Source organism: Paenibacillus sp. TAB_01, from assembly GCF_043945595.1.
In the GTDB taxonomy this organism is placed as follows: domain Bacteria; phylum Bacillota; class Bacilli; order Paenibacillales; family NBRC-103111; genus Paenibacillus_S.
Map to the genome: position 1 here is coordinate 1813576 of NZ_JBIFNP010000001.1, position 17393 is coordinate 1830968.

Consider the following 17393-nt stretch of genomic DNA (forward strand, 5'->3'; position numbering starts at 1 on the left):
AGGCTTTATCGGCCACGTGCAGACGCATTTGAAACAGATCGACCGGATTAAAGGCTTTGTGCGCAAAGCTTGACCGGATCTAAGCGTGTAAGGAAAAAATATGCCCCAAGAGGCGGCCGGGACGAATCCGGCTGCCCTTTGGGGCATTGTTATTCCATGTTCAATGGTGCGTGACCGGATAGGTTCCGCATTCCGAGCCTAAGCCCGCACGTACCATTGGCCTGACGTCCATTCGCTTGCTTTCCAGCGAAGCACCTCCGGATTTGCCAGGTGCGCAATTTCCTTGAAGAATTCGACGCGCTCGGTTTCCGGCATCGGGGTGAAGCTCTGGGCAACGCTCAAATTTCTTTCGAGCTGCTCCATCGATTCCATCCCGACAATGGCCGTAGAAATCGGCAGGGAGAACGTATACCTTAATGCTTTCTCATACCAAGGAGCAAGCTTGCCGAGGGCAAATACCTTCATCCCGACAATGGCAACGCCCTTCTCGTTAGCCTTGGGCAGAAACTCGTGCGCAAAGCTGTAAATGAAGTGATCCGCAGCCGACAATGCGACCAGCACGCTGTCAAACGGATGCCGATCGATCGCTTCGAGCTGAACGCGCGGGTTCGTATGCCCGCTGATGCTGAGCGATTTGACGATGCCCTGCTCTTTGGCTTCGATCAGAGCTTCAAGCGCTCCGCCGGGTGCGAAGCAGCGGTCCAGCTCCTCCATCGTCATAACGTTGTGAAGGCGCCATTCGTCAACGTAATCCGTTTGCAGCCGCTTGAGGCTTTCCTCCAGCAGCTTCAGGGAACCGTCGCGCGTGCGGTCATGGGTTTTGGTGACCAGATGTACGTCCTTGCGGCGTGCCTGAAACGCTTTGCCGAGCCGCTCCTCCGATTGTCCGTTGGAATAGCTGGGCGCCGTATCGAAGTAAGTGATGCCGGCATCGATCGCGCGGTTCACGATCCGAATAGCCTGCTCCTCCGTACAGTTGTGGGCGTCGACGATGCGCTGAGCGCCAAAGCTTAGAATGGGAAACTGCTTACCTGTAGATCCGTAGGCTCTTTGTTCCATAAAAGCTTCACTCCTTCAAATGAGAAATGGTATGCTGGACAAGAATTAGTATACCATATTTTAGGTGAAATCCAGACTGGCGTCTGGATAGAGACGGCTGGATCAGATAGAGACTGGAAAGGCAGGGGAAACGATGAGGACAGCATACGATGTAATCATTGCAGGAGCCGGCTCGATGGGGATGAGCGCCGGATATTATTTGGCGAGCCAAGGAGCCGAGGTGCTCCTTCTGGACGCGTTCAATCCTCCCCATACGTTCGGCAGCCATCATGGAGACACGCGTCTGCTCCGCCATGCCTACACGGGAAGCCGTACGTATACGGAAATGGCGCTCCGGGCCGACAAGCTTTGGACGGAGCTGGAGCAGGCCGCAGGGGAGCCGCTGATCGTCCGTTCCGGTGTGCTGAACATAGGAACGCCGGATTCGTCCCTGCTGGCGGCGAAGCTGGAACGTTCGAATGAATATGGGATTGAGCTCGAGACATTGAGCTCGGCGGACATGGGGAACCGCTGGCCCGGCCTGACGCTGCGGGATTCCTATACCGGCATGTTCGAGAAGCGGGCGGGTTACTTGCTGAGCGAAGCCTGCGTAAGTGCCTGCCGGAGGCTTGCCGAAGCGCAGAACGCGGTAGTGCGGCCGTTCACGCCGCTGCGCAGGCTGGAGGCTGAGCGGGGGGACGTGAGGGCGCATACCGGACCAGGGCGTCTTTACCGCCAAAGCCGCAGTGCTCAGTCTCGGCGCCTGGTTCGGCGGCATCGAACGGCTTCCGAGGCTACCGATTCGCGCTTACCGCAAGGCGGTGGCCTGGTTTGAACCGGCGGAGCGGAAAGACTTGTTCGAGGCTTCCGTATTTCCGGGCTTTACAATCGACAGGCCCGGCGGAAGCTATTACGGCTTTCCGAGCCATGGAGGCAGCGGCGTAAAGATTGGAAGACATGACGGCGGAACGGAATGGACGCCGGGAGAGCCCTTCGAGCCTTTTGGCCATGAGGCCGGGGATGAACGGGAGCTTAGGCTCGCGTTGGAATTCATGATGCCCTCAGCGGCCGGCAGGCTGCTGCGGGGGAGCGTGTGCAAATATGAAATGACGCCTGACGAGGATTTCATCATCGACCGTCACCCGGATTACGAGCAGGTGCTGCTGGCCGGAGGCTTTTCCGGACACGGCTTCAAATTCGCGAGCGCAGTAGGCGAAATCTTGTCCGAGCTGCTCATCCGGGGGGAAACGGAGACGGATATTCGTCCGTTCGCCTTATCGCGCTTTCGGCAGGTATAAGAAAGGGGATGCCTTCGGCGCTTTAAGGCCGGGGCATCCCCTTTCTTTTTAATAGAAAGAAGCCGGAGAGGCTCCGGCTTGTCATACGGGCGGCCCGAACCGGTTCAGCTCGGCCGAGGCGAAAAACTTCGTGATGGCAAAGGAGCAGGCGCCCAGCACGGTCGCACGAATGCCAAGCTCGGAAAACTGCACGTTCAGCTGGGCCCGGGGATAAGGAAGGGAGCGTTTCTCCAACGCTTCCAGCATCGGGCCGCGCAGCCATTTTTGCGCGTCGGCGAGACGCCCGCCGATAATGATAGACTCGGGATTAAAGCCGTTGATGATGCTGACGATGCCTGCGCTCAAATAATAAGCGAGCCGCTCGAACAGCCGGACCGCTTCCGCATCGCCCTCATCGGCAAGCTTCAGCAGCGCCTCGACGGTGATATCTTCTATGCCGAGCACGATGCGGGCCTGCTCCAGAAGCGCATGCTCGGAGGCGTACAGCTCCCAGCAGCCGTAATTGCCGCAGGGGCATTTGCGCCCATCGAAATGGATCGACATATGACCGAGCTCGCCGGAGAAGCCGGAGGAGCCCCGGTACAGCTCATGATTAATGATGATCCCCGTCCCGATCCCCATCCCGATACTGATGTAGACGAGGTGAGAGGCCGATTGGCCGACGCCGAACTGTTTTTCGCCTACGGCGCCTGTATTCGCCTCGTTGTCGATGACGACCGGGATATCGAAGGCTTCCTCCAGCATGCTCTGCAGCGGGACGTGATCCCAGCCCAGATTCGGGGCGAACAGCACATTGCCTTCTTCGTCGCTGATCCCGGGAATACCGATGCCGATGCCGACGATGCCATAGGTGCTTTCCGGAGCGCGGGAAATCATTTCGCGGATGCTTTGCGTCAGCTTGGCAAAGACCTGCTCGACGGATTCGTTGCGGTGGGACACCCGGTACTCTTCAAGAATAGTGCCGTTCAGGTCGGTCAAGGCGGTGAAAATATAGTTGACCCCCAGATCAATGCCGATGGCGAAGCCCGCCTTCCCGTTAAACAGCAGCATCATGGGCTTGCGTCCACCGCTGGATTGGCCAACCCCGATCTCGTAGGTCAAATGGCTTTCGATCAGCTCATTGACGAGGCTCGAGACCGTGGCTTTGGTTAAGCCGGACAGCTCCGCAATACGGGCTCTGGAGATAGGAGAGTGGGTCCGGATAAAATCGAGCACAAGAGATTTATTTATTTTTTTGACTAGGCTTAAATCGCCGGTTGGTTTCATAGCTGCCCCCATTAATTCGTTCCGAAAGGTTTGTAGACTTGATTTTAACATGGAAAAGGCGCATTTGCACCAACTAAGTTTGTTTAATGAATTTACAAACTTTGAAGTCGGTGGTATGATAGGGATGTAAGCGTTTCTGTGCATGAAATTAGCAGAGTGCTCAGAGCGGAATATCATTCATCATAATAAATTAAAACATTCCGGAGGGAAGATCGATGAGTTATTTTGGTAATTTGGAGAAAGTGAAATATGAAGGAAAGCAATCCACGAATCCGCTGGCATTTAAATTTTATAACCCGGATCAAGTGGTTCTCGGCAAAACAATGAGAGAGCACCTGCGGTTTGCCGTAGCTTACTGGCATTCCTTTACAGCGAACGGAACCGATCCATTCGGTACCGGAACGGCGATTCGCGGCTGGGACCGGCTTCTCCGGAATGGATTTGGCCAAAGCGCGCGTTGAAGCTTGCTTCGAGCTGTTGAACGTGCTGGACGTTGATTATTTCGCATTCCATGACCGCGACATTGCGCCTGAAGGCAGCACCCTCCAGGAAACGAATCAGAATCTTGATCTTATCGTATCTTTAATCAAAGATAACATGAAAGCGACTGGTAAGAAGCTTTTGTGGAATACGGCGAACATGTTCACCAACCCGCGTTTCGTACACGGTGCGGCAACGACTTGCAATGCTGACGTATTCGCTTACGCGGCTGCTCAAGTGAAGAAAGCGCTGGAACACGGTAAAGAGCTTGGCGCCGAGAACTATGTATTCTGGGGCGGACGCGAAGGCTATGAAACGCTTCTGAATACGGATATGGGCTTTGAGCTGGATAATCTGGCGCGCTTCATGCACATGGCTGTCGATTACGCCAAAGAAATCGGCTTCGACGCGCAGTTCCTGATCGAGCCTAAGCCGAAAGAGCCGTCCAAGCACCAATACGATTTCGACGTGGCAACCGCGTTGTCTTTCCTGCAAAAATATGATTTGAAACAGCACTTCAAAATGAACGTGGAAGCAAACCATGCGACTTTGGCAGGTCATACGTTCGAGCATGAGCTGCATGTAGCGCGGATTAACGGCGCACTCGGTTCCATCGATGCGAACCAAGGCGATATGCTGCTCGGCTGGGATACCGACGAATTCCCTACGGATCTGTACTCCACTACGCTCGGGATGTACGAAATTTTGCAAAACGAAGGCGGCATCGGCCGCGGCGGCGTGAACTTCGACGCGAAGGTTCGCCGTTCTTCCTTCGAGCCGATCGATGTCGTGTACGCACATATTGCCGGTATGGATTCGTTTGCGAGAGGCCTGCAGGTTGCCGCCAAGCTGATCGAAGACCGTGCGTTGTCCAGCATCGTTGAAGATCGTTACTCGTCCTTTAACTCCGGTATCGGTGCGGATATTGTTTCCGGCAAAGCAAACTTCCGCACACTGGAAGCTTATGCGCTGCAAAACAATCCGATCGAGAACAAATCGGGCCGTACCGAGCTGATCAAAAACGTGCTGAACCAATACATCATCAACGTTTAATACTACTGAATACTACAAGAGATACAACAACGGCCTGCGAGAGCGAACCAGGGTTCCAAATGGACCTGCGGCTCCTTGCGGGCCGTTTTTTATTAGGCATTTATCGAACGGCTCGACAGGAAATCGAGCACGGGAAATTTGGGCTCGGGACAAGCTTCCGAGTTGTGAAAGACTCTTGATTCATACATAAAGGCTTCCTGTCCCTTAGGGGCGAAGGACGCCTTTTGGATGCTTCCGCATTTCCCGACAAGAGGCGACATGCGGGTTTGCTTAACTCGCATTTATTGTTATAATAAGGTCAATTATACAGTTGAGGGGATAGCTATGGACTTTATTAGTACTAGAGGCAAGATTCAGAAGGTTGGATTTATCGATGCGTTCTTGATGGGCTTGGCAGATGACGGCGGATTAATTATCCCTGAACATATACCGGTTGTTCCGCAAGACCAGCTGAAGGCGTGGGAGCAGCTGTCCTACCAGGATTTGATGTTTGAAATTTTCTCTCTTTATACGAACGGTGAAATTCCGGACGAAGATTTGAAGGCTTTGATTCAGGACAGCTATGCGACATTCCGCAGCCCGGACGTGACGCCGATTCATACGATTAACCCGTCCCTGCATATTCTGGAGCTGTTCCACGGACCGACATTCGCGTTCAAGGATGTGGCGCTGCAGTTTATCGGCAACCTGTATTCTTACGTTTCGAAGAAGCAGGGCAAGATCATCAACATTCTTGGAGCGACCTCCGGCGATACCGGCGCTGCCGCGATCCAAGGCGTAAGAGGCAAGGAAGGCATTCAAATCTGCATACTGCATCCGCATCAGAAGGTCAGCAAGGTGCAGGAGCTGCAAATGACGACCGTGCATGACGACAATGTGCTGAACCTGTCTGTCGAGGGCAACTTCGACGATTGCCAGCGGGTGATCAAAGAGCTGTTCGCCGATATCGAGTTCAAAAACAAATATCATCTGCGCGCGATTAACTCTATCAACTTCGTGCGGATTTTGGCGCAAACCGTATACTATTTTTACGCTTACTTCCAGGTAAAGAAGAACCAGCAGCTGAATTCGATCGATTTCAGCGTGCCAACAGGCAACTTCGGCAATATTTTCTCCGGCTACCTGGCCAAGCAGATGGGGCTTCCGATTCGCAAGCTGATCCTAGCGACGAACGAGAACAACATTCTGGAGCGGTTTGTCAAAGAAGGCATTTATATGCCGGGCGATTTCCTTACGACTTACAGTCCTTCGATGGACATTCAGATTGCAAGCAATTTCGAGCGGTACTTGTATTATCTGAACGGCAAAGATTCAGGCAAAGTATCGGAGCTGATGGGCGAATTCCAGAAGGAAGGCAAGCTCGTCATCGATCCTGCGCAAATGCCTCAGGTGCAATCCGATTTCGATGCGCACGGTGTTAAAGGCGCGGAATGCCTGCAAATCATTGAAAAGTACAACAAGGAGAGCGGGTATTTGCTCGACCCTCATACCGCTTGCGGTGTAGCCGCTTATGAGGCATGCAGCGATAACCAGGAAGTGTGCGTCGTATTCGCGACCGCGCATCCGGCCAAATTTAACGAGGCGCTGGCCTTGATTCCTATTGAGCCGCAGTTCCCCAAAGAAATCAAGGGGCTGTTTGACCAGCCGCAATACCAAACGGTGCTTGATTATTCCAAAGAAGAGATCGTACGCCAGCTCGAAGCTTTTTATAAAATTTAATGAACGACAGCTGTCGTTCCCTTAACCGGGAGCGGCAGCTGTTTTTCTTTTGCGGATCGCAGCTTAAAGATTCATCTCCGATAAACAACCGGAAAGCCGTCACCCTGGATGATTTCCCCCTGCTTTACTTGGATATGCGGCTCCATCGGATGTTTGCCGTTGGGCTCGTAACGGGTATGACCGGGCATATAATGGACCGCGATCGCTCTGCGCTTCCGCTCGGAACGGTTGTTGGGGCTTCCATGCCACGTCAGGCAGTGATGATAACCGACCTGCCCTTTTTTAATCTCAAAAGGCACCGCCTCGACCTGAGCGGACTCGGGCAGCAGCTCCGGATGCTTGTGATAAGGCATAAAATCCGGCGTGCTTTTTAAATGCTTCTGGTGATTGCCCCACTTATGACTCCCGGGCACCATCCACATGCAGCCGTTCTCGACGGTGGCGTCATCCAACGCGACCCAAGCGCTGACCAGGTCGGCAGGCTGAATAATAGGCCAAGCGGGATGGTCCTGGTGCCAGGCGGTCGGCTTCGCCCGTAACCGGCGGCTTGTATTGAATTTGATCGTGCCAGATGCGCAGCGTATCGGTACGGCACAGCTGCGCCGCCTCCTCGCAGAGCGTACGGTTGGCGGCGTGCTGCAGGAACAAATCGCTGGCCATCCAGATGTTCACGATCTGGACGACCGTTTCCTTGCTGCTTATGGACATGCCGTACTCCGGGCTGCCGTCCAGCAGATTCCGGTTTAATACCGGTTTTTTGACCGTTTCTCCATTCATTACCCGGTCCAGCTCTTCACGCAGCCGGTCTACCTCCTGTTCACGCAGCACCACGCTTCCTTTTATAAACCCATCCTTGTAAAACGCTTCCAATTGGTCTAATGTAAGCATCAGGGTCTCCCTCCCGGTCATAAAATGATTCATGCATTGCAAGCTCGCAATCTAAGCATAGCAAGCGGGAGGATGCTCGTCGTTACAGCTTTCGCATAACGAATTGCACTTTTCACAGATGGATGGACGAACAAGCCGATGGCAAGGAGGAACCGTGTGAACGAAGAAAGCCGGCGGGAAGCAAGGACTGTATATCGAACGCCGCTTTCGCGGCTGAGACCCGTCGTCAATTTTGCTAACCGGCTGAAGTCCTATGAGGGACAATCGTGGGGGCCGCGGACGATTTCCGACTGCCAGCTTGTTTATGTGATTTCCGGGCAGGCAGAGGTTACGATAGGGCCGCAGCATTACCGGATCAGCTCGGGAGAATGCCTCTTTTACGGTGCGGACAGTCCTCATTCCATTCTCTCCTCGCGAACCGACCCGGTGACGTTCAGCAGCATTCATTTCAGCTGGGATCAAGACTCGCTGGAGCCGGTTATGCCGCTTCCCGGCATTCGGGACTGCGGTGCGACGGAGCTGTGGCGGGAGCCGGCATCGTATTTCATTCAATCGGCGGCAGAAGAAAGGACGATGGTTCCCCATCACTGCTTGCTGCCGGAGCTGGAGCCGATTTTTTTGAGCATCGTTGCGGAATACCGTATGGAAGCTTATGGTTATCAGGCGAGCATGAGAGGGCTGCTTATCCAGCTGTTGTCGCTGATCATCAGGCACCAGCGGCAAACGGTCCGTTTGGTCTCCGCCCAACAGCAGCAAAAAATCGAGCCGGCGCTCGAAGCTATCCGTCTCAAACCGGATGCTCACTGGACGACGGAGGAACTGGCGCGTCTATGCGGCTACCATCCGACTTATTTTGCAGCCTTGTTCGGAGAGATCGTGGGGGAAGCGCCGAAGCGCTATATTATGCTCGAACGAATCCGCAGAGCCAAGCTGCTTTTGCTGGAAGACTTGACCGTCGAGCAGACCGCGAACAAGCTTGGCTATGCCAGCATGCATTACTTCTGCAGAAGCTTCAAGGAGATTACAGGGCTGACACCGACCGAATTCAAAAGGCAGATGCACATTTTGTAAGCGCTTGATTCATTGTCGGCAGAACAAAATCAATCCAATTTATATGATCGATGGAGGCGTTGTGGAAGATGGCGGTTATTATAGGTTCGGGATCGCACCGTTACGAGGTGAAGGAGCATTGGGCAAGGCTGCCGGAGGGAATGACATTCGGTTATACGCATGGAGTCGACACGGATTTGGATGGCCATGTGTATATTTTTCATACGGGAAGCCCATCGGTAGCGGTGTTTGACCGGGAAGGCAGCTTCCTGAGAGCCTGGGGCGAGGAATATGAGGGCGGAGCCCACGGATTTTATATTCACAAAGAGGAGGCCGGAGGCCCGTTTATTTATTTGACGGATACGAAACGGGGACTTGTCGTGAAAACGACTCTTGACGGGAAGGAGCTGCTGCGTATCGGAACGCCGGATCTGCCCGATATTTATGCGGAGGGTCTGCGGTTCGTGCCTACCGACGTCGCTGTCGGGCCCAACGGGGATATTTATATTGCCGACGGTTACGGTCAAAGCTGGATCCACCAGTACGACGCGCAGGGACAATACATCCGGTCCTGGGGAGGCAAAGGCAGCGAGCCGGGGCAGCTGAACTGCCCGCACGGCATTTCGGTAGATACCCGAAGCGGCCATCCCGAGCTCTACGTGGCTGACCGGGGCAATCATCGGATTCAAGTGTTCACGTTGGACGGGAAGCATCTGCGGTTCGTTACCGACGAGATGAGAATGCCCTGCAGCTTTTACTTTTACGGCAGCGAGGTATATTTTCCGGATCTGCACAGCCGAATTACCATTCTCGACGGCAGCGACCGGCTTATCGCTCATCTGGGATACGACCCGGAAGCGCACCGGCAAACGGGCTGGCCGAATCTGCCCAAGGCGTATTATACGCCGGATAAATTCAGTTCCCCGCACGGCGTCTGCGTAGATCAACAAGGAGATGTGTATGTGGCGGAGTGGATTTCAGACGGGCGCGTGACCAAGCTGATCCGGCAGCGGTAACCAGCGGCTGGGCCGTAGGCCGTACATAGGAGTAAATAATCTTTTTTCCAGGCACAGCCTCCTGTGGGCCGCAGTTAGGCTTTTTCGGGAGGCTGTTTGCTTATTGACGGGCGAAGGGACGCTGCTATTGTACGGCGATGAACGGACGTAAAGCTGCTGCGATTGTTCGACCAGGAACAAAATCGCCCTGCGAGAGGGGCTAGACAGGCTTAGGCTCGTAAAACGTCAGCCGGTTGCTGAACGGATCCCATACAGTGCATTCCCGCGTACCCCATGGGGTAGTTTCCAATCCGGGCCGTGCATGCTTGTACTTCTTGGACAGCAGCCGCTCGTGCAGCGAATCGATGGAGTTCGCCGCGATCCGCAAGTGAACGCCGGGACTGCCGTCTCCGTGATGGCCGGACAGGTGGAGCATGCAGGCGCCGTGCGAAATTTGCATATATAACGGCAAGTCGTCCTCGAACCGATGCTCCCAGTCCAGCGTAAATTCAAGAAAATCCAAATAAAATTCCCTGGCCTTCGCCTCATCGAAAATCCTCAATATAGGTGTGATTTGTCCCAATGCCAACCAAGATCCCTCCTGTTTTGCCAGATAGACTGTAACCCTTTATTTAATCAAAAAATATATTCGTGCTGCAGAGGCAGCTTTCCATACGAGATAAGAAAAAAGATGAAGCCCTTACGGCTTCACCTTTCCTTCAAAGACCACTTGACTCAGCTCGACGCGGGAGTTCGGTACTTCGCGTTCGCGCAGGCCTTCCGGCAGCTGCTCCGGGTCGCCTTTATAACCGAGAGCGATAACGGCATGCAAATCGTACTGCTCCGGCACGTTTAACAAAGTACGGGCCTTCTCGCGGTCGAAGCCGCCGATCGCATGGCTGGCAATGCCGAGCAGGCTGGCTTGCAGCGCGATATAGCCCCATGCGGCACCTGCGTCAAAAGCATGAGCGCCGTTCGGGTCGCCGTTCGCTCTCAGCTTATCGGAGGCTACGAGCAGGAGCACGGGAGCTTTGGAAGCCCAGGTCCGGTTAAATTCATTTAAAATATCGTGGAACTCTTGCAGCTGTTCCCCGGTTTTAGCGACGATGAAGCGCCAAGGCTGGTCGTTATAGGAAGATGGAGCCCAGTGAGCCGCTTCAAGAATCGTGTTCAAATCCTGATCGGAGATAGGGCGGTCGCTGAATGCGCGCGGCGACCAGCGATTCAGGAAAGCAGGCGAAACCGGATGTTCAGACTTGCGGTTCGCGCTTACTTCAGGTGTTAATTCAGCTGTAAATGCATTCACTTGACTCATGAATAAATACCACCTTTCAAATGGGTAACTGCTTATTTAAATATAGCATTGGGTGGAAATGATTTCAACTCTAAAATATACTATTTTTATCGGAAATATATGAATTATAGGTCTTACTTGATTCATCCTTATATTTAAACATTTTTCAGGAAAATTCTTCATATCTCTTCAAAAATCCTGCAAGCGTTTCCGAAAATAAGAACCGATTTCTGATATTCATAAGACGGACCCTGTCTGACGGTTTACAATGACAAGGAAGCGTACAACGAAATCCAAATTGAGTTTATACAGGAGGTCCAACCATTATGGCGGTAATTCAGCTTGGGATCATTATGAATGGAGTTACGGGAAGGATGGGGACGAATCAGCATTTGATCCGCTCCATTCTGGCCATTCGTCAGCAGGGCGGCGTGAAGCTGCCGAACGGAGATACGATTATGCCTGATCCGATTCTTGTCGGAAGGCAGGAGCATAAGCTGCAGGCTTTGGCGCAAGCTCATGGCCTGGAACGCTGGAGTACCGATCTGGATGCTTGCTTGGCCGATGCTTACAATGTTATTTATTTCGACTCGCAAACGACGGTGCAGCGCGCGCAAAGCATCCGCAAGGCTATCGCTGCGGGCAAGCATATTTACTGCGAGAAACCGACGGCGGAAAGCCTGGAGGAAGCGTTCGAATTGGCGAAGCTTGCGCGCGAAGCAGGTGTGAAGAACGGCGTCGTGCAGGACAAACTGTTTCTTCCCGGCTTGATCAAGCTGAAGCGTTTGGTGGATTCCGGCTTCTTCGGACGCATCCTGTCCATCCGGATGGAATTCGGCTACTGGGTGTTCGAGGGCGACTGGCAGCCGGGGCAGCGGCCTTCGTGGAACTACCGCAAGGAAGACGGGGGCGGGATCGTCGTCGATATGTTCGCTCATTGGCGTTATGTGCTCGATAACCTGTTTGCGCCCGTCCGTTCCGTATCCTGCCTTGGCGTAACGCATGTGCCTGAACGCATCGACGAGCAGGGAGACCGTTACGAATGCACGGCCGAGGATGCCGCTTATGCGACCTTCGAGCTGGAAGGCGGCATTGTCGCTCAGGTCAATTCCTCTTGGGCCGTCCGGGTCGACCGCGACGATCTGCTCACGATTCAGGTCGACGGCACCGAAGGCAGCGCCGTGGCAGGGCTGCGCAACTGCAAATCGCAGCATCGCGTCAATACGCCGAAGCCGGTCTGGAATCCGGATATCCCGAACCCGTTCCAATTCCGTGAGCAGTGGGAGTCCGTACCGGATAACCAATTGTTCGACAATGGCTTCAAAATTCAATGGGAGCAGTTCCTGAAGCATGTGGCGACGGAAGATACGCCGTTCCCTTGGGATCTTCTTGAAGGGGCTAAAGGAACACAGCTCTCCGAGCTTGGATTGCAATCATGGCGCGAGCGCCGGTGGATTGACGTGCCGGAGCTGACATTCGACAAGTAGGAGGGAAGCGAATGACACAGCAAGCCAGAACATTGAAGCTGCCCCGCACGGGCGGCGAGCTGTACACTTATGAGCTGAACCGGGGAGCGGCTTTCGCCGTTCCGCAGGGAACGCTGCAAAAGCGGATCGCTTATTCGGCGGCGCATGTCGTCTGCGATCCGTTCGCGGGCACGGATCCGCTGGCGCAGTCGCGGATCGACTTCGAGGCGTCGATGGCGTACCGGCGCTACTTGTGGTCGCTCGGCTTGTCCGTCGCCGAAGCGATGGATACGGCCCAGCGCGGCATGGGCCTGGACTGGCTCGCCGCCAAGGAGCTGATCCGCCATTCGATGGCGGAAGCGCGTGCGGTCGGCGGGCGGATCGCCTGCGGCGCAGGGACGGATCACCTGGCGCCGGGCGCACAGGTCACGCTCGAAGCGGTGGAAGCCGCCTACGAGGAGCAGTGTGCCTTCATTGAGGGCGAAGGCGGCCGGATCATACTGATGGCAAGCCGTGCGCTGGCGGCCTGCGCCAAAGGGCCGGAAGACTACGAGCGCGTCTATGGCCGCATCCTGTCGCAAGTATCGCAGCCTGTCATTCTGCACTGGCTCGGCGATATGTTCGATCCTGCGCTTGCCGGATATTGGGGCAGCAGCGATCTGGACGAAGCGATGGAGGTCTGCCTGCGTGTCATCCGCAATAACGCCGACAAGGTGGACGGCATCAAAATTTCGCTGCTGGATGCGCAGAAGGAGATCAAGATGCGCCGTCTGCTGCCGGACGGCGTCAAGATGTACACCGGCGACGACTTCAACTATCCCGAGCTGATTCTCGGAGACGAGCAGGGCTTCAGCCATGCGCTGCTCGGTATTTTCGACGCGATTGCTCCTGCGGCGGCAGCGGCGCTGCATGCGCTGGACGAAGGGGATACGGCGAAGTACCGCGACCTGCTCGACCGGACGCTGCCGTTATCCAGACATATTTTCCAGAAGCCGACGTTCGCCTACAAAACGGGGATTGTGTTTATGGCTTACCTGAACGGCCACCAGCCGCATTTCCGGATGATCGCCGGAGCGGAGGGAGCAAGGTCCGTGGTTCATTTATCGGATTTGTTCGTGCTGGCCGATCAGGCGGGACTCTTCACCGATCCCGACCGGGCGGTCGAGCGGATGCGGCGGGTGCTCGCTTTGTCGGGCATCACGGATTAGCCGGCGGCCGGCTGGCCGACGAAACCGGATCTGTGTATGGATTCCTGCATCCGTGGGGATGCAGGAATCCATTAAGGATGGAACAGCAAACTTACAAGCCGATCAGTACGGAAGGAGCAAAGCTTATGTCGATAGAGCCATTAGCGGATTGGAAGCGTCTTAGCTTGAATCAGATTACGACGGACCGATGGAGTTTGCGGGAGGCGGTGGAAGGCTGCCTGCGTGCAGACATCTCGTGGATTGCCCCTTGGCGCAATAAAGTGCACGAAACGGGTCTTGCGGAGAGCAGAAGGCTGATCCGCGACGCCGGCCTGCGCGTATCCAGCCTGTGCCGCGGGGGGATGTTCCCGGCAGCTACGGCGGCGGAACGCGAGGCGAGACTCGAAGATAACCGCCGGGCGGTGGAGGAAGCGGCCGAGCTTGGCGCGGAAGCGCTGGTTCTGGTGTGCGGTCCGGCGCCGAACCGGGATATTGACCAGGCGCGGCAGTGGGTGGCCGAAGGCATCGAGCGGCTGGTGCCTTTTGCCCGCGAGCACGGCATTCGGCTCGGGATCGAGCCGCTGCACCCGATGTATGCGGCGGAGCGCTCGGTTATCGTGACACTGGGCCAGGCGAATGCAATGGCGGCCGCGTTCGATCCGGCCGATGTCGGGGTTGTGGTGGACGTGTTCCACGTCTGGTGGGATCCCGAGCTGTATGCGCAGATCGCCCGTGCCGGAGAGCAGCGCAGAATTGTCGGCTTTCACGTATCGGATTGGATCGTGCCGGTGCCTGATATGCTGCTCGGACGCGGGATGATGGGCGAAGGTGTCATCGAGCTCCGCCGCATCCGGGAGGCCGTCGAAGCCGCAGGCTACAACGGTCCGATCGAGGTGGAAATTTTTAACCAGGCTGTCTGGGATATGCCGGGGGATGAGGCGCTTGCCCTGATTAAGCAGCGCTATCTCGAGCATGTATAAGCTTGCGGCACAAACCGCATGAAAACGGTTGTAGGCAGGCTCCCAAAGGGGTAGAATGGTCACAGAACCATTATTTCCTAGCGTGTTGGGGGCCTCCTTATGTTGCTGAAAAGGATTGATTTACCGGTGAACGGCATTCATTTATATGAGAGCAAGCATCAGGACGGGGACATCGTGAATGAGCATCATCATGGAATCCATCAATGTTTATTTGCGCTGGAAGGTGAAGGTGCCATTACTCTGGATGGGGTGCAGCACGAATGCCGGCAGGATTGCGCGGTACTGATCGTTCCTTATTCCAACCATGCGGTGATTTCAGACTCCAAGCTGACGCTGCTCGTCCTTGCCTTTGAGGAAGCGGGAATGGATTCGTTCGCCCGCTCCGAGCTGCTGCAAAGCTGCTTCAAGGCGTCGGCTATGCTGCGCTTGAACCCTTTTGCCGCTGCGGAGGTCAGGCAGCTGCTGCGAAAAATGCTGTTCGAGCAGAGCCATGAGGACGCTTACGGACCTTGGGCGCTGCACATCTATCTGCACGAATTGCTGCTTGTGCTGGCACGCTCCAGCCAGTCGGCGATCGTAACGGATTCGAACAGCTTGCGTGCGGACCGTATACGCAGCTATATCGACAAGCATTATTTCGAACCGCTGACAGCGTCGGATTTAGCGTCAAGACTTGGCATCGGAGCGCGTCAGGTGAACAATATTTTTAAAGAACAATACCGGATGACACCGATTCAATATGCGACGGAAGTCAGAATCAAGCTGGCTCAAAAGCTGCTGGAGGAAACGGACAAAGACATCGTCTCGATTTGCTTTGAGGTCGGTTACGAAACGCTGCCGACGTTTTACCGGGCATTCAAAAATATCGTGAAGATGTCGCCGAATCGGTTCAGACAGCAGAGCCGCAGCGGGAGGAGCGAGGGGAATGAGTAAGAAGCAGGTTAAGGTCGTCATGGTAGGCATTGGGGGCTATGGGGCCACGCATGTCAGGGATATGCTGCGAAATATTCGCAAGGAGGATGCCGTGCTGGCCGGCGTCGTTGATGTAAAGCCGGAGCTGAGTCCGTTTTACCAGGAGCTGAAAGAGGCGGGCGTTCCTATGTTCGATTCGCTGGAACGCTTTTACGAGCAGACACCGGGGGGCGCCGACCTGGCCGTAATTTCGACGCCGATCCAGTACCATGCCCCGCAAACGCGCCTTGCGCTCGAGCACGGCAGTCATGTGCTGGTGGAAAAGCCCATATCTGCAACCGTTCAGGAAGCCAGAGCGATGATGGAGGCGGAACGTCAGTCGAATGGGCTTTTTGTCGCGGTCGGCTACAATTGGTCGTTCACTACGCAAATACAACAGCTCAAAAAGGATATTCAAGCCGGATTGTTCGGCCGCCCGAAACGGTTCAAAACGCTGGTGCTGTGGCGCAGGCCGCTTAGTTATTTTCAATCCGGGTGGAAGGGACGCCAGAAAAGTCCTGACGGCGCGTGGATTCTGGACAGCGTTGCGCACAATGCGACCTCGCACTATTTGCACAATATGTTTTATTTGTTGGGCAAAGAGACCGCTGCCAGCGAGCAGCCATTGCAGGTGCAGGCGGAGCTGTACCGGGCTAACGAAATTGAAAATTTCGATACCTGCGCTGTAAGAGCGCAAACCGGAGACGGCACGGAACTGTTGTTTATCGCTTCGCATGCGGTGACAGGCGTAGAAGGGCCTCTTTTTTGTCTGGAATTCGAACGGGCGACCATCACCTTTGCTTCGGGACAGCAGGATGATGAGATCAAAGCGGTTTTTCAAGACGGATCGGCTAAAATTTATCCGAAAACAGGTGCCGGAGGCGCCAGGGAGCGCAGCAAGCTGCTTACCTGCGTTGAGGCGGTCCGAAAACCGATCGTCCGATATTTTGTGCGGGCTGGATGCCGCTTACCCTCAATTGCTGTGCATGAACGGGATGCTGGAATCATCCTCCATCCAAAATTTCCCCGAAAGCCTGGTGCGCTGGGATGAGGAAAGCCAGGTCGTGTGGGTCGAAGGGCTGAAGGAAAGTCTGAAGCAGTGCTATGAGCAGTGGTCGCTGCCGTCCGAGAACGGCATATCCTGGGCGCAAGCGGGACGTATAGTGGACTTATCGGATTACTCCATTTATCAAGGGTAATTGAATCTATCGGTTCACGGCGATCGGAAAAAGGCTGTAGCCCGCAGCGATGATTATCGGCGGTTTTCAATGAAATAAGCGATATTTTCCCAGGAAACAAAAAAGGCATGAGTCCGACGCATTCGTCGTGAGTTCATGCCTTTTCAATTTACAGACTAATCTCTCTATCCTTAAAGATTCTCATAACTACGTCCATTGCGCTGATGGCTTTGGGAAAGCCGACGTAAGCGGAGCAGTGCATGACCAATTCTACGATTTCGACCGGCTTCACGCCGACATTCAACGCAGCGTGAACGTGAAAGTTCATTTGATCGATGGCTCCCTGGCTGATGAGCGAGGAGAGGGTGATCAGCTCGCGCTGCTTGTGATCCAAAGCCGGTCTTGCGTATACGTCCGCAAAACCGTTCTTGACGATCATATCGGCAAAATCCGGATAAAAGCTGCGGATCGCTTCCAATGGAGGGAAGACGCCCCCTCCGACCATTTTTTTCAAAATATCCATTCCTTGCTCATGACGTTGATCTGACAT

18 protein-coding genes and 1 pseudogene are annotated in these 17393 nt (G+C 54.7%); 12 read left to right on the top strand and 7 right to left on the bottom strand.

Features of this window, described 5'->3' with window-relative positions; genetic code table 11:
- Positions 1-198 precede the first annotated feature (198 nt).
- Positions 199-1059 carry an aldo/keto reductase gene (locus ACHHV8_RS08610; RefSeq protein WP_395157907.1) on the bottom strand — a complete coding sequence of 287 codons (861 nt, stop codon included), beginning with the start codon at positions 1057-1059 and terminating at the stop codon, positions 199-201.
- Between the two features lie 133 nt (positions 1060-1192).
- Between ACHHV8_RS08610 and ACHHV8_RS08615 the strand changes: the two genes are divergently transcribed.
- Both ACHHV8_RS08615 and ACHHV8_RS08620 read left to right on the top strand, forming a co-directional pair.
- Entirely contained in the window at positions 1193-1873 is a 681-nt protein-coding gene (locus tag ACHHV8_RS08615) for an FAD-dependent oxidoreductase (protein WP_395157908.1), read from the top strand.
- The gene (locus ACHHV8_RS08620) at positions 1785-2336 is read left to right on the top strand and encodes an FAD-dependent oxidoreductase (RefSeq protein ID WP_395157909.1); all 552 of its coding nucleotides are present in this window, start codon (positions 1785-1787) and stop codon (positions 2334-2336) included. The genes ACHHV8_RS08615 and ACHHV8_RS08620 overlap by 89 nt, the downstream gene beginning before the upstream one ends.
- Before the next feature lie 81 nt (positions 2337-2417).
- Here ACHHV8_RS08620 and ACHHV8_RS08625 read toward each other — a convergent pair whose 3' ends face one another.
- Positions 2418-3602 carry an ROK family protein gene (locus ACHHV8_RS08625; protein ID WP_395157910.1) on the bottom strand — a complete coding sequence of 395 codons (1185 nt, stop codon included), beginning with the start codon at positions 3600-3602 and terminating at the stop codon, positions 2418-2420.
- Positions 3603-3817: 215 nt separating this feature from the next.
- On the opposite strand from ACHHV8_RS08625, the pseudogene xylA reads away from it, so the two are divergent.
- A pseudogene (gene xylA / locus ACHHV8_RS08630) lies at positions 3818-5135 on the top strand (xylose isomerase).
- A 324-nt stretch (positions 5136-5459) separates the two neighbouring features.
- Positions 5460-6854, top strand: a complete 1395-nt coding sequence (gene thrC / locus ACHHV8_RS08635) for a threonine synthase (protein ID WP_395157911.1) — start codon at positions 5460-5462, stop codon at positions 6852-6854.
- A 71-nt stretch (positions 6855-6925) separates the two neighbouring features.
- Here the strand turns inward: thrC and ACHHV8_RS08640 are convergent, their stop codons facing one another.
- Both ACHHV8_RS08640 and ACHHV8_RS08645 read right to left on the bottom strand, forming a co-directional pair.
- Positions 6926-7417, bottom strand: a complete 492-nt coding sequence (locus ACHHV8_RS08640) for a phytanoyl-CoA dioxygenase family protein (RefSeq protein WP_395163455.1) — start codon at positions 7415-7417, stop codon at positions 6926-6928.
- Positions 7299-7742, bottom strand: a complete 444-nt coding sequence (locus ACHHV8_RS08645; RefSeq protein ID WP_395157912.1) for a phytanoyl-CoA dioxygenase family protein — start codon at positions 7740-7742, stop codon at positions 7299-7301. The genes ACHHV8_RS08640 and ACHHV8_RS08645 overlap by 119 nt, the downstream gene beginning before the upstream one ends.
- Before the next feature lie 156 nt (positions 7743-7898).
- On the opposite strand from ACHHV8_RS08645, the gene ACHHV8_RS08650 reads away from it, so the two are divergent.
- The gene (locus ACHHV8_RS08650; protein ID WP_395157913.1) at positions 7899-8813 is read left to right on the top strand and encodes an AraC family transcriptional regulator; all 915 of its coding nucleotides are present in this window, start codon (positions 7899-7901) and stop codon (positions 8811-8813) included.
- A gap of 68 nt (positions 8814-8881) precedes the next feature.
- Positions 8882-9808, top strand: a complete 927-nt coding sequence (locus ACHHV8_RS08655; protein WP_395157914.1) for an NHL repeat-containing protein — start codon at positions 8882-8884, stop codon at positions 9806-9808.
- Positions 9809-10007: 199 nt separating this feature from the next.
- On the opposite strand, the gene ACHHV8_RS08660 is transcribed toward ACHHV8_RS08655, so the two are convergent.
- Together ACHHV8_RS08660 and ACHHV8_RS08665 are read right to left on the bottom strand one after the other, a co-directional pair.
- Positions 10008-10376 carry a glyoxalase superfamily protein gene (locus ACHHV8_RS08660; RefSeq protein WP_395157915.1) on the bottom strand — a complete coding sequence of 123 codons (369 nt, stop codon included), beginning with the start codon at positions 10374-10376 and terminating at the stop codon, positions 10008-10010.
- A gap of 111 nt (positions 10377-10487) precedes the next feature.
- On the bottom strand, positions 10488-11102 hold the full coding sequence (locus ACHHV8_RS08665; RefSeq protein WP_395157916.1) for a nitroreductase family protein: 615 nt from the start codon (positions 11100-11102) through the stop codon (positions 10488-10490).
- 305 nt (positions 11103-11407) lie between these two features.
- Between ACHHV8_RS08665 and ACHHV8_RS08670 the strand changes: the two genes are divergently transcribed.
- The 6 genes from ACHHV8_RS08670 (at position 11408) to ACHHV8_RS08695 (ending at position 16864) form a co-directional block, all read left to right on the top strand.
- Positions 11408-12568 (top strand): Gfo/Idh/MocA family protein, encoded by a 1161-nt coding sequence (locus ACHHV8_RS08670; RefSeq protein WP_395157917.1) that lies wholly within the window; start codon positions 11408-11410, stop codon positions 12566-12568.
- An 11-nt stretch (positions 12569-12579) separates the two neighbouring features.
- Positions 12580-13755 (top strand): dihydrodipicolinate synthase family protein, encoded by a 1176-nt coding sequence (locus ACHHV8_RS08675; protein ID WP_395157918.1) that lies wholly within the window; start codon positions 12580-12582, stop codon positions 13753-13755.
- A gap of 125 nt (positions 13756-13880) precedes the next feature.
- Positions 13881-14714 (top strand): sugar phosphate isomerase/epimerase family protein, encoded by an 834-nt coding sequence (locus ACHHV8_RS08680; protein ID WP_395163456.1) that lies wholly within the window; start codon positions 13881-13883, stop codon positions 14712-14714.
- Between the two features lie 99 nt (positions 14715-14813).
- Positions 14814-15647 (top strand): helix-turn-helix domain-containing protein, encoded by an 834-nt coding sequence (locus ACHHV8_RS08685; RefSeq protein WP_395157919.1) that lies wholly within the window; start codon positions 14814-14816, stop codon positions 15645-15647.
- Positions 15640-16716 carry a Gfo/Idh/MocA family protein gene (locus ACHHV8_RS08690; RefSeq protein ID WP_395157920.1) on the top strand — a complete coding sequence of 359 codons (1077 nt, stop codon included), beginning with the start codon at positions 15640-15642 and terminating at the stop codon, positions 16714-16716. Before ACHHV8_RS08685 ends, ACHHV8_RS08690 begins: the two co-directional genes overlap by 8 nt.
- Before the next feature lie 13 nt (positions 16717-16729).
- Positions 16730-16864 carry a hypothetical protein gene (locus ACHHV8_RS08695; RefSeq protein ID WP_395157921.1) on the top strand — a complete coding sequence of 45 codons (135 nt, stop codon included), beginning with the start codon at positions 16730-16732 and terminating at the stop codon, positions 16862-16864.
- A 148-nt stretch (positions 16865-17012) separates the two neighbouring features.
- On the opposite strand, the gene ACHHV8_RS08700 is transcribed toward ACHHV8_RS08695, so the two are convergent.
- Positions 17013-17393, bottom strand: coding sequence for a carboxymuconolactone decarboxylase family protein (locus tag ACHHV8_RS08700; RefSeq protein ID WP_395157922.1), 381 nt, complete (start codon positions 17391-17393; stop codon positions 17013-17015).

What these genes read in the sequence shown, in the direction of transcription:
- ACHHV8_RS08700 (WP_395157922.1), bottom strand. Translation starts at nt 17,393, where the DNA reads ATGTCAGATCAACGTCATGAGCAAGGAATGGATATTTTGAAAAAAATG.
- thrC (WP_395157911.1), top strand. Translation starts at nt 5,460, where the DNA reads ATGGACTTTATTAGTACTAGAGGCAAGATTCAGAAGGTTGGATTTATC.
- ACHHV8_RS08665 (WP_395157916.1), bottom strand. Translation starts at nt 11,102, where the DNA reads ATGAGTCAAGTGAATGCATTTACAGCTGAATTAACACCTGAAGTAAGC.
- ACHHV8_RS08690 (WP_395157920.1), top strand. Translation starts at nt 15,640, where the DNA reads ATGAGTAAGAAGCAGGTTAAGGTCGTCATGGTAGGCATTGGGGGCTAT.
- ACHHV8_RS08625 (WP_395157910.1), bottom strand. Translation starts at nt 3,602, where the DNA reads ATGAAACCAACCGGCGATTTAAGCCTAGTCAAAAAAATAAATAAATCT.
- ACHHV8_RS08670 (WP_395157917.1), top strand. Translation starts at nt 11,408, where the DNA reads ATGGCGGTAATTCAGCTTGGGATCATTATGAATGGAGTTACGGGAAGG.
- ACHHV8_RS08655 (WP_395157914.1), top strand. Translation starts at nt 8,882, where the DNA reads ATGGCGGTTATTATAGGTTCGGGATCGCACCGTTACGAGGTGAAGGAG.
- ACHHV8_RS08615 (WP_395157908.1), top strand. Translation starts at nt 1,193, where the DNA reads ATGAGGACAGCATACGATGTAATCATTGCAGGAGCCGGCTCGATGGGG.
- ACHHV8_RS08685 (WP_395157919.1), top strand. Translation starts at nt 14,814, where the DNA reads ATGTTGCTGAAAAGGATTGATTTACCGGTGAACGGCATTCATTTATAT.
- ACHHV8_RS08675 (WP_395157918.1), top strand. Translation starts at nt 12,580, where the DNA reads ATGACACAGCAAGCCAGAACATTGAAGCTGCCCCGCACGGGCGGCGAG.
- ACHHV8_RS08680 (WP_395163456.1), top strand. Translation starts at nt 13,881, where the DNA reads ATGTCGATAGAGCCATTAGCGGATTGGAAGCGTCTTAGCTTGAATCAG.
- ACHHV8_RS08610 (WP_395157907.1), bottom strand. Translation starts at nt 1,059, where the DNA reads ATGGAACAAAGAGCCTACGGATCTACAGGTAAGCAGTTTCCCATTCTA.
- ACHHV8_RS08645 (WP_395157912.1), bottom strand. Translation starts at nt 7,742, where the DNA reads ATGCTTACATTAGACCAATTGGAAGCGTTTTACAAGGATGGGTTTATA.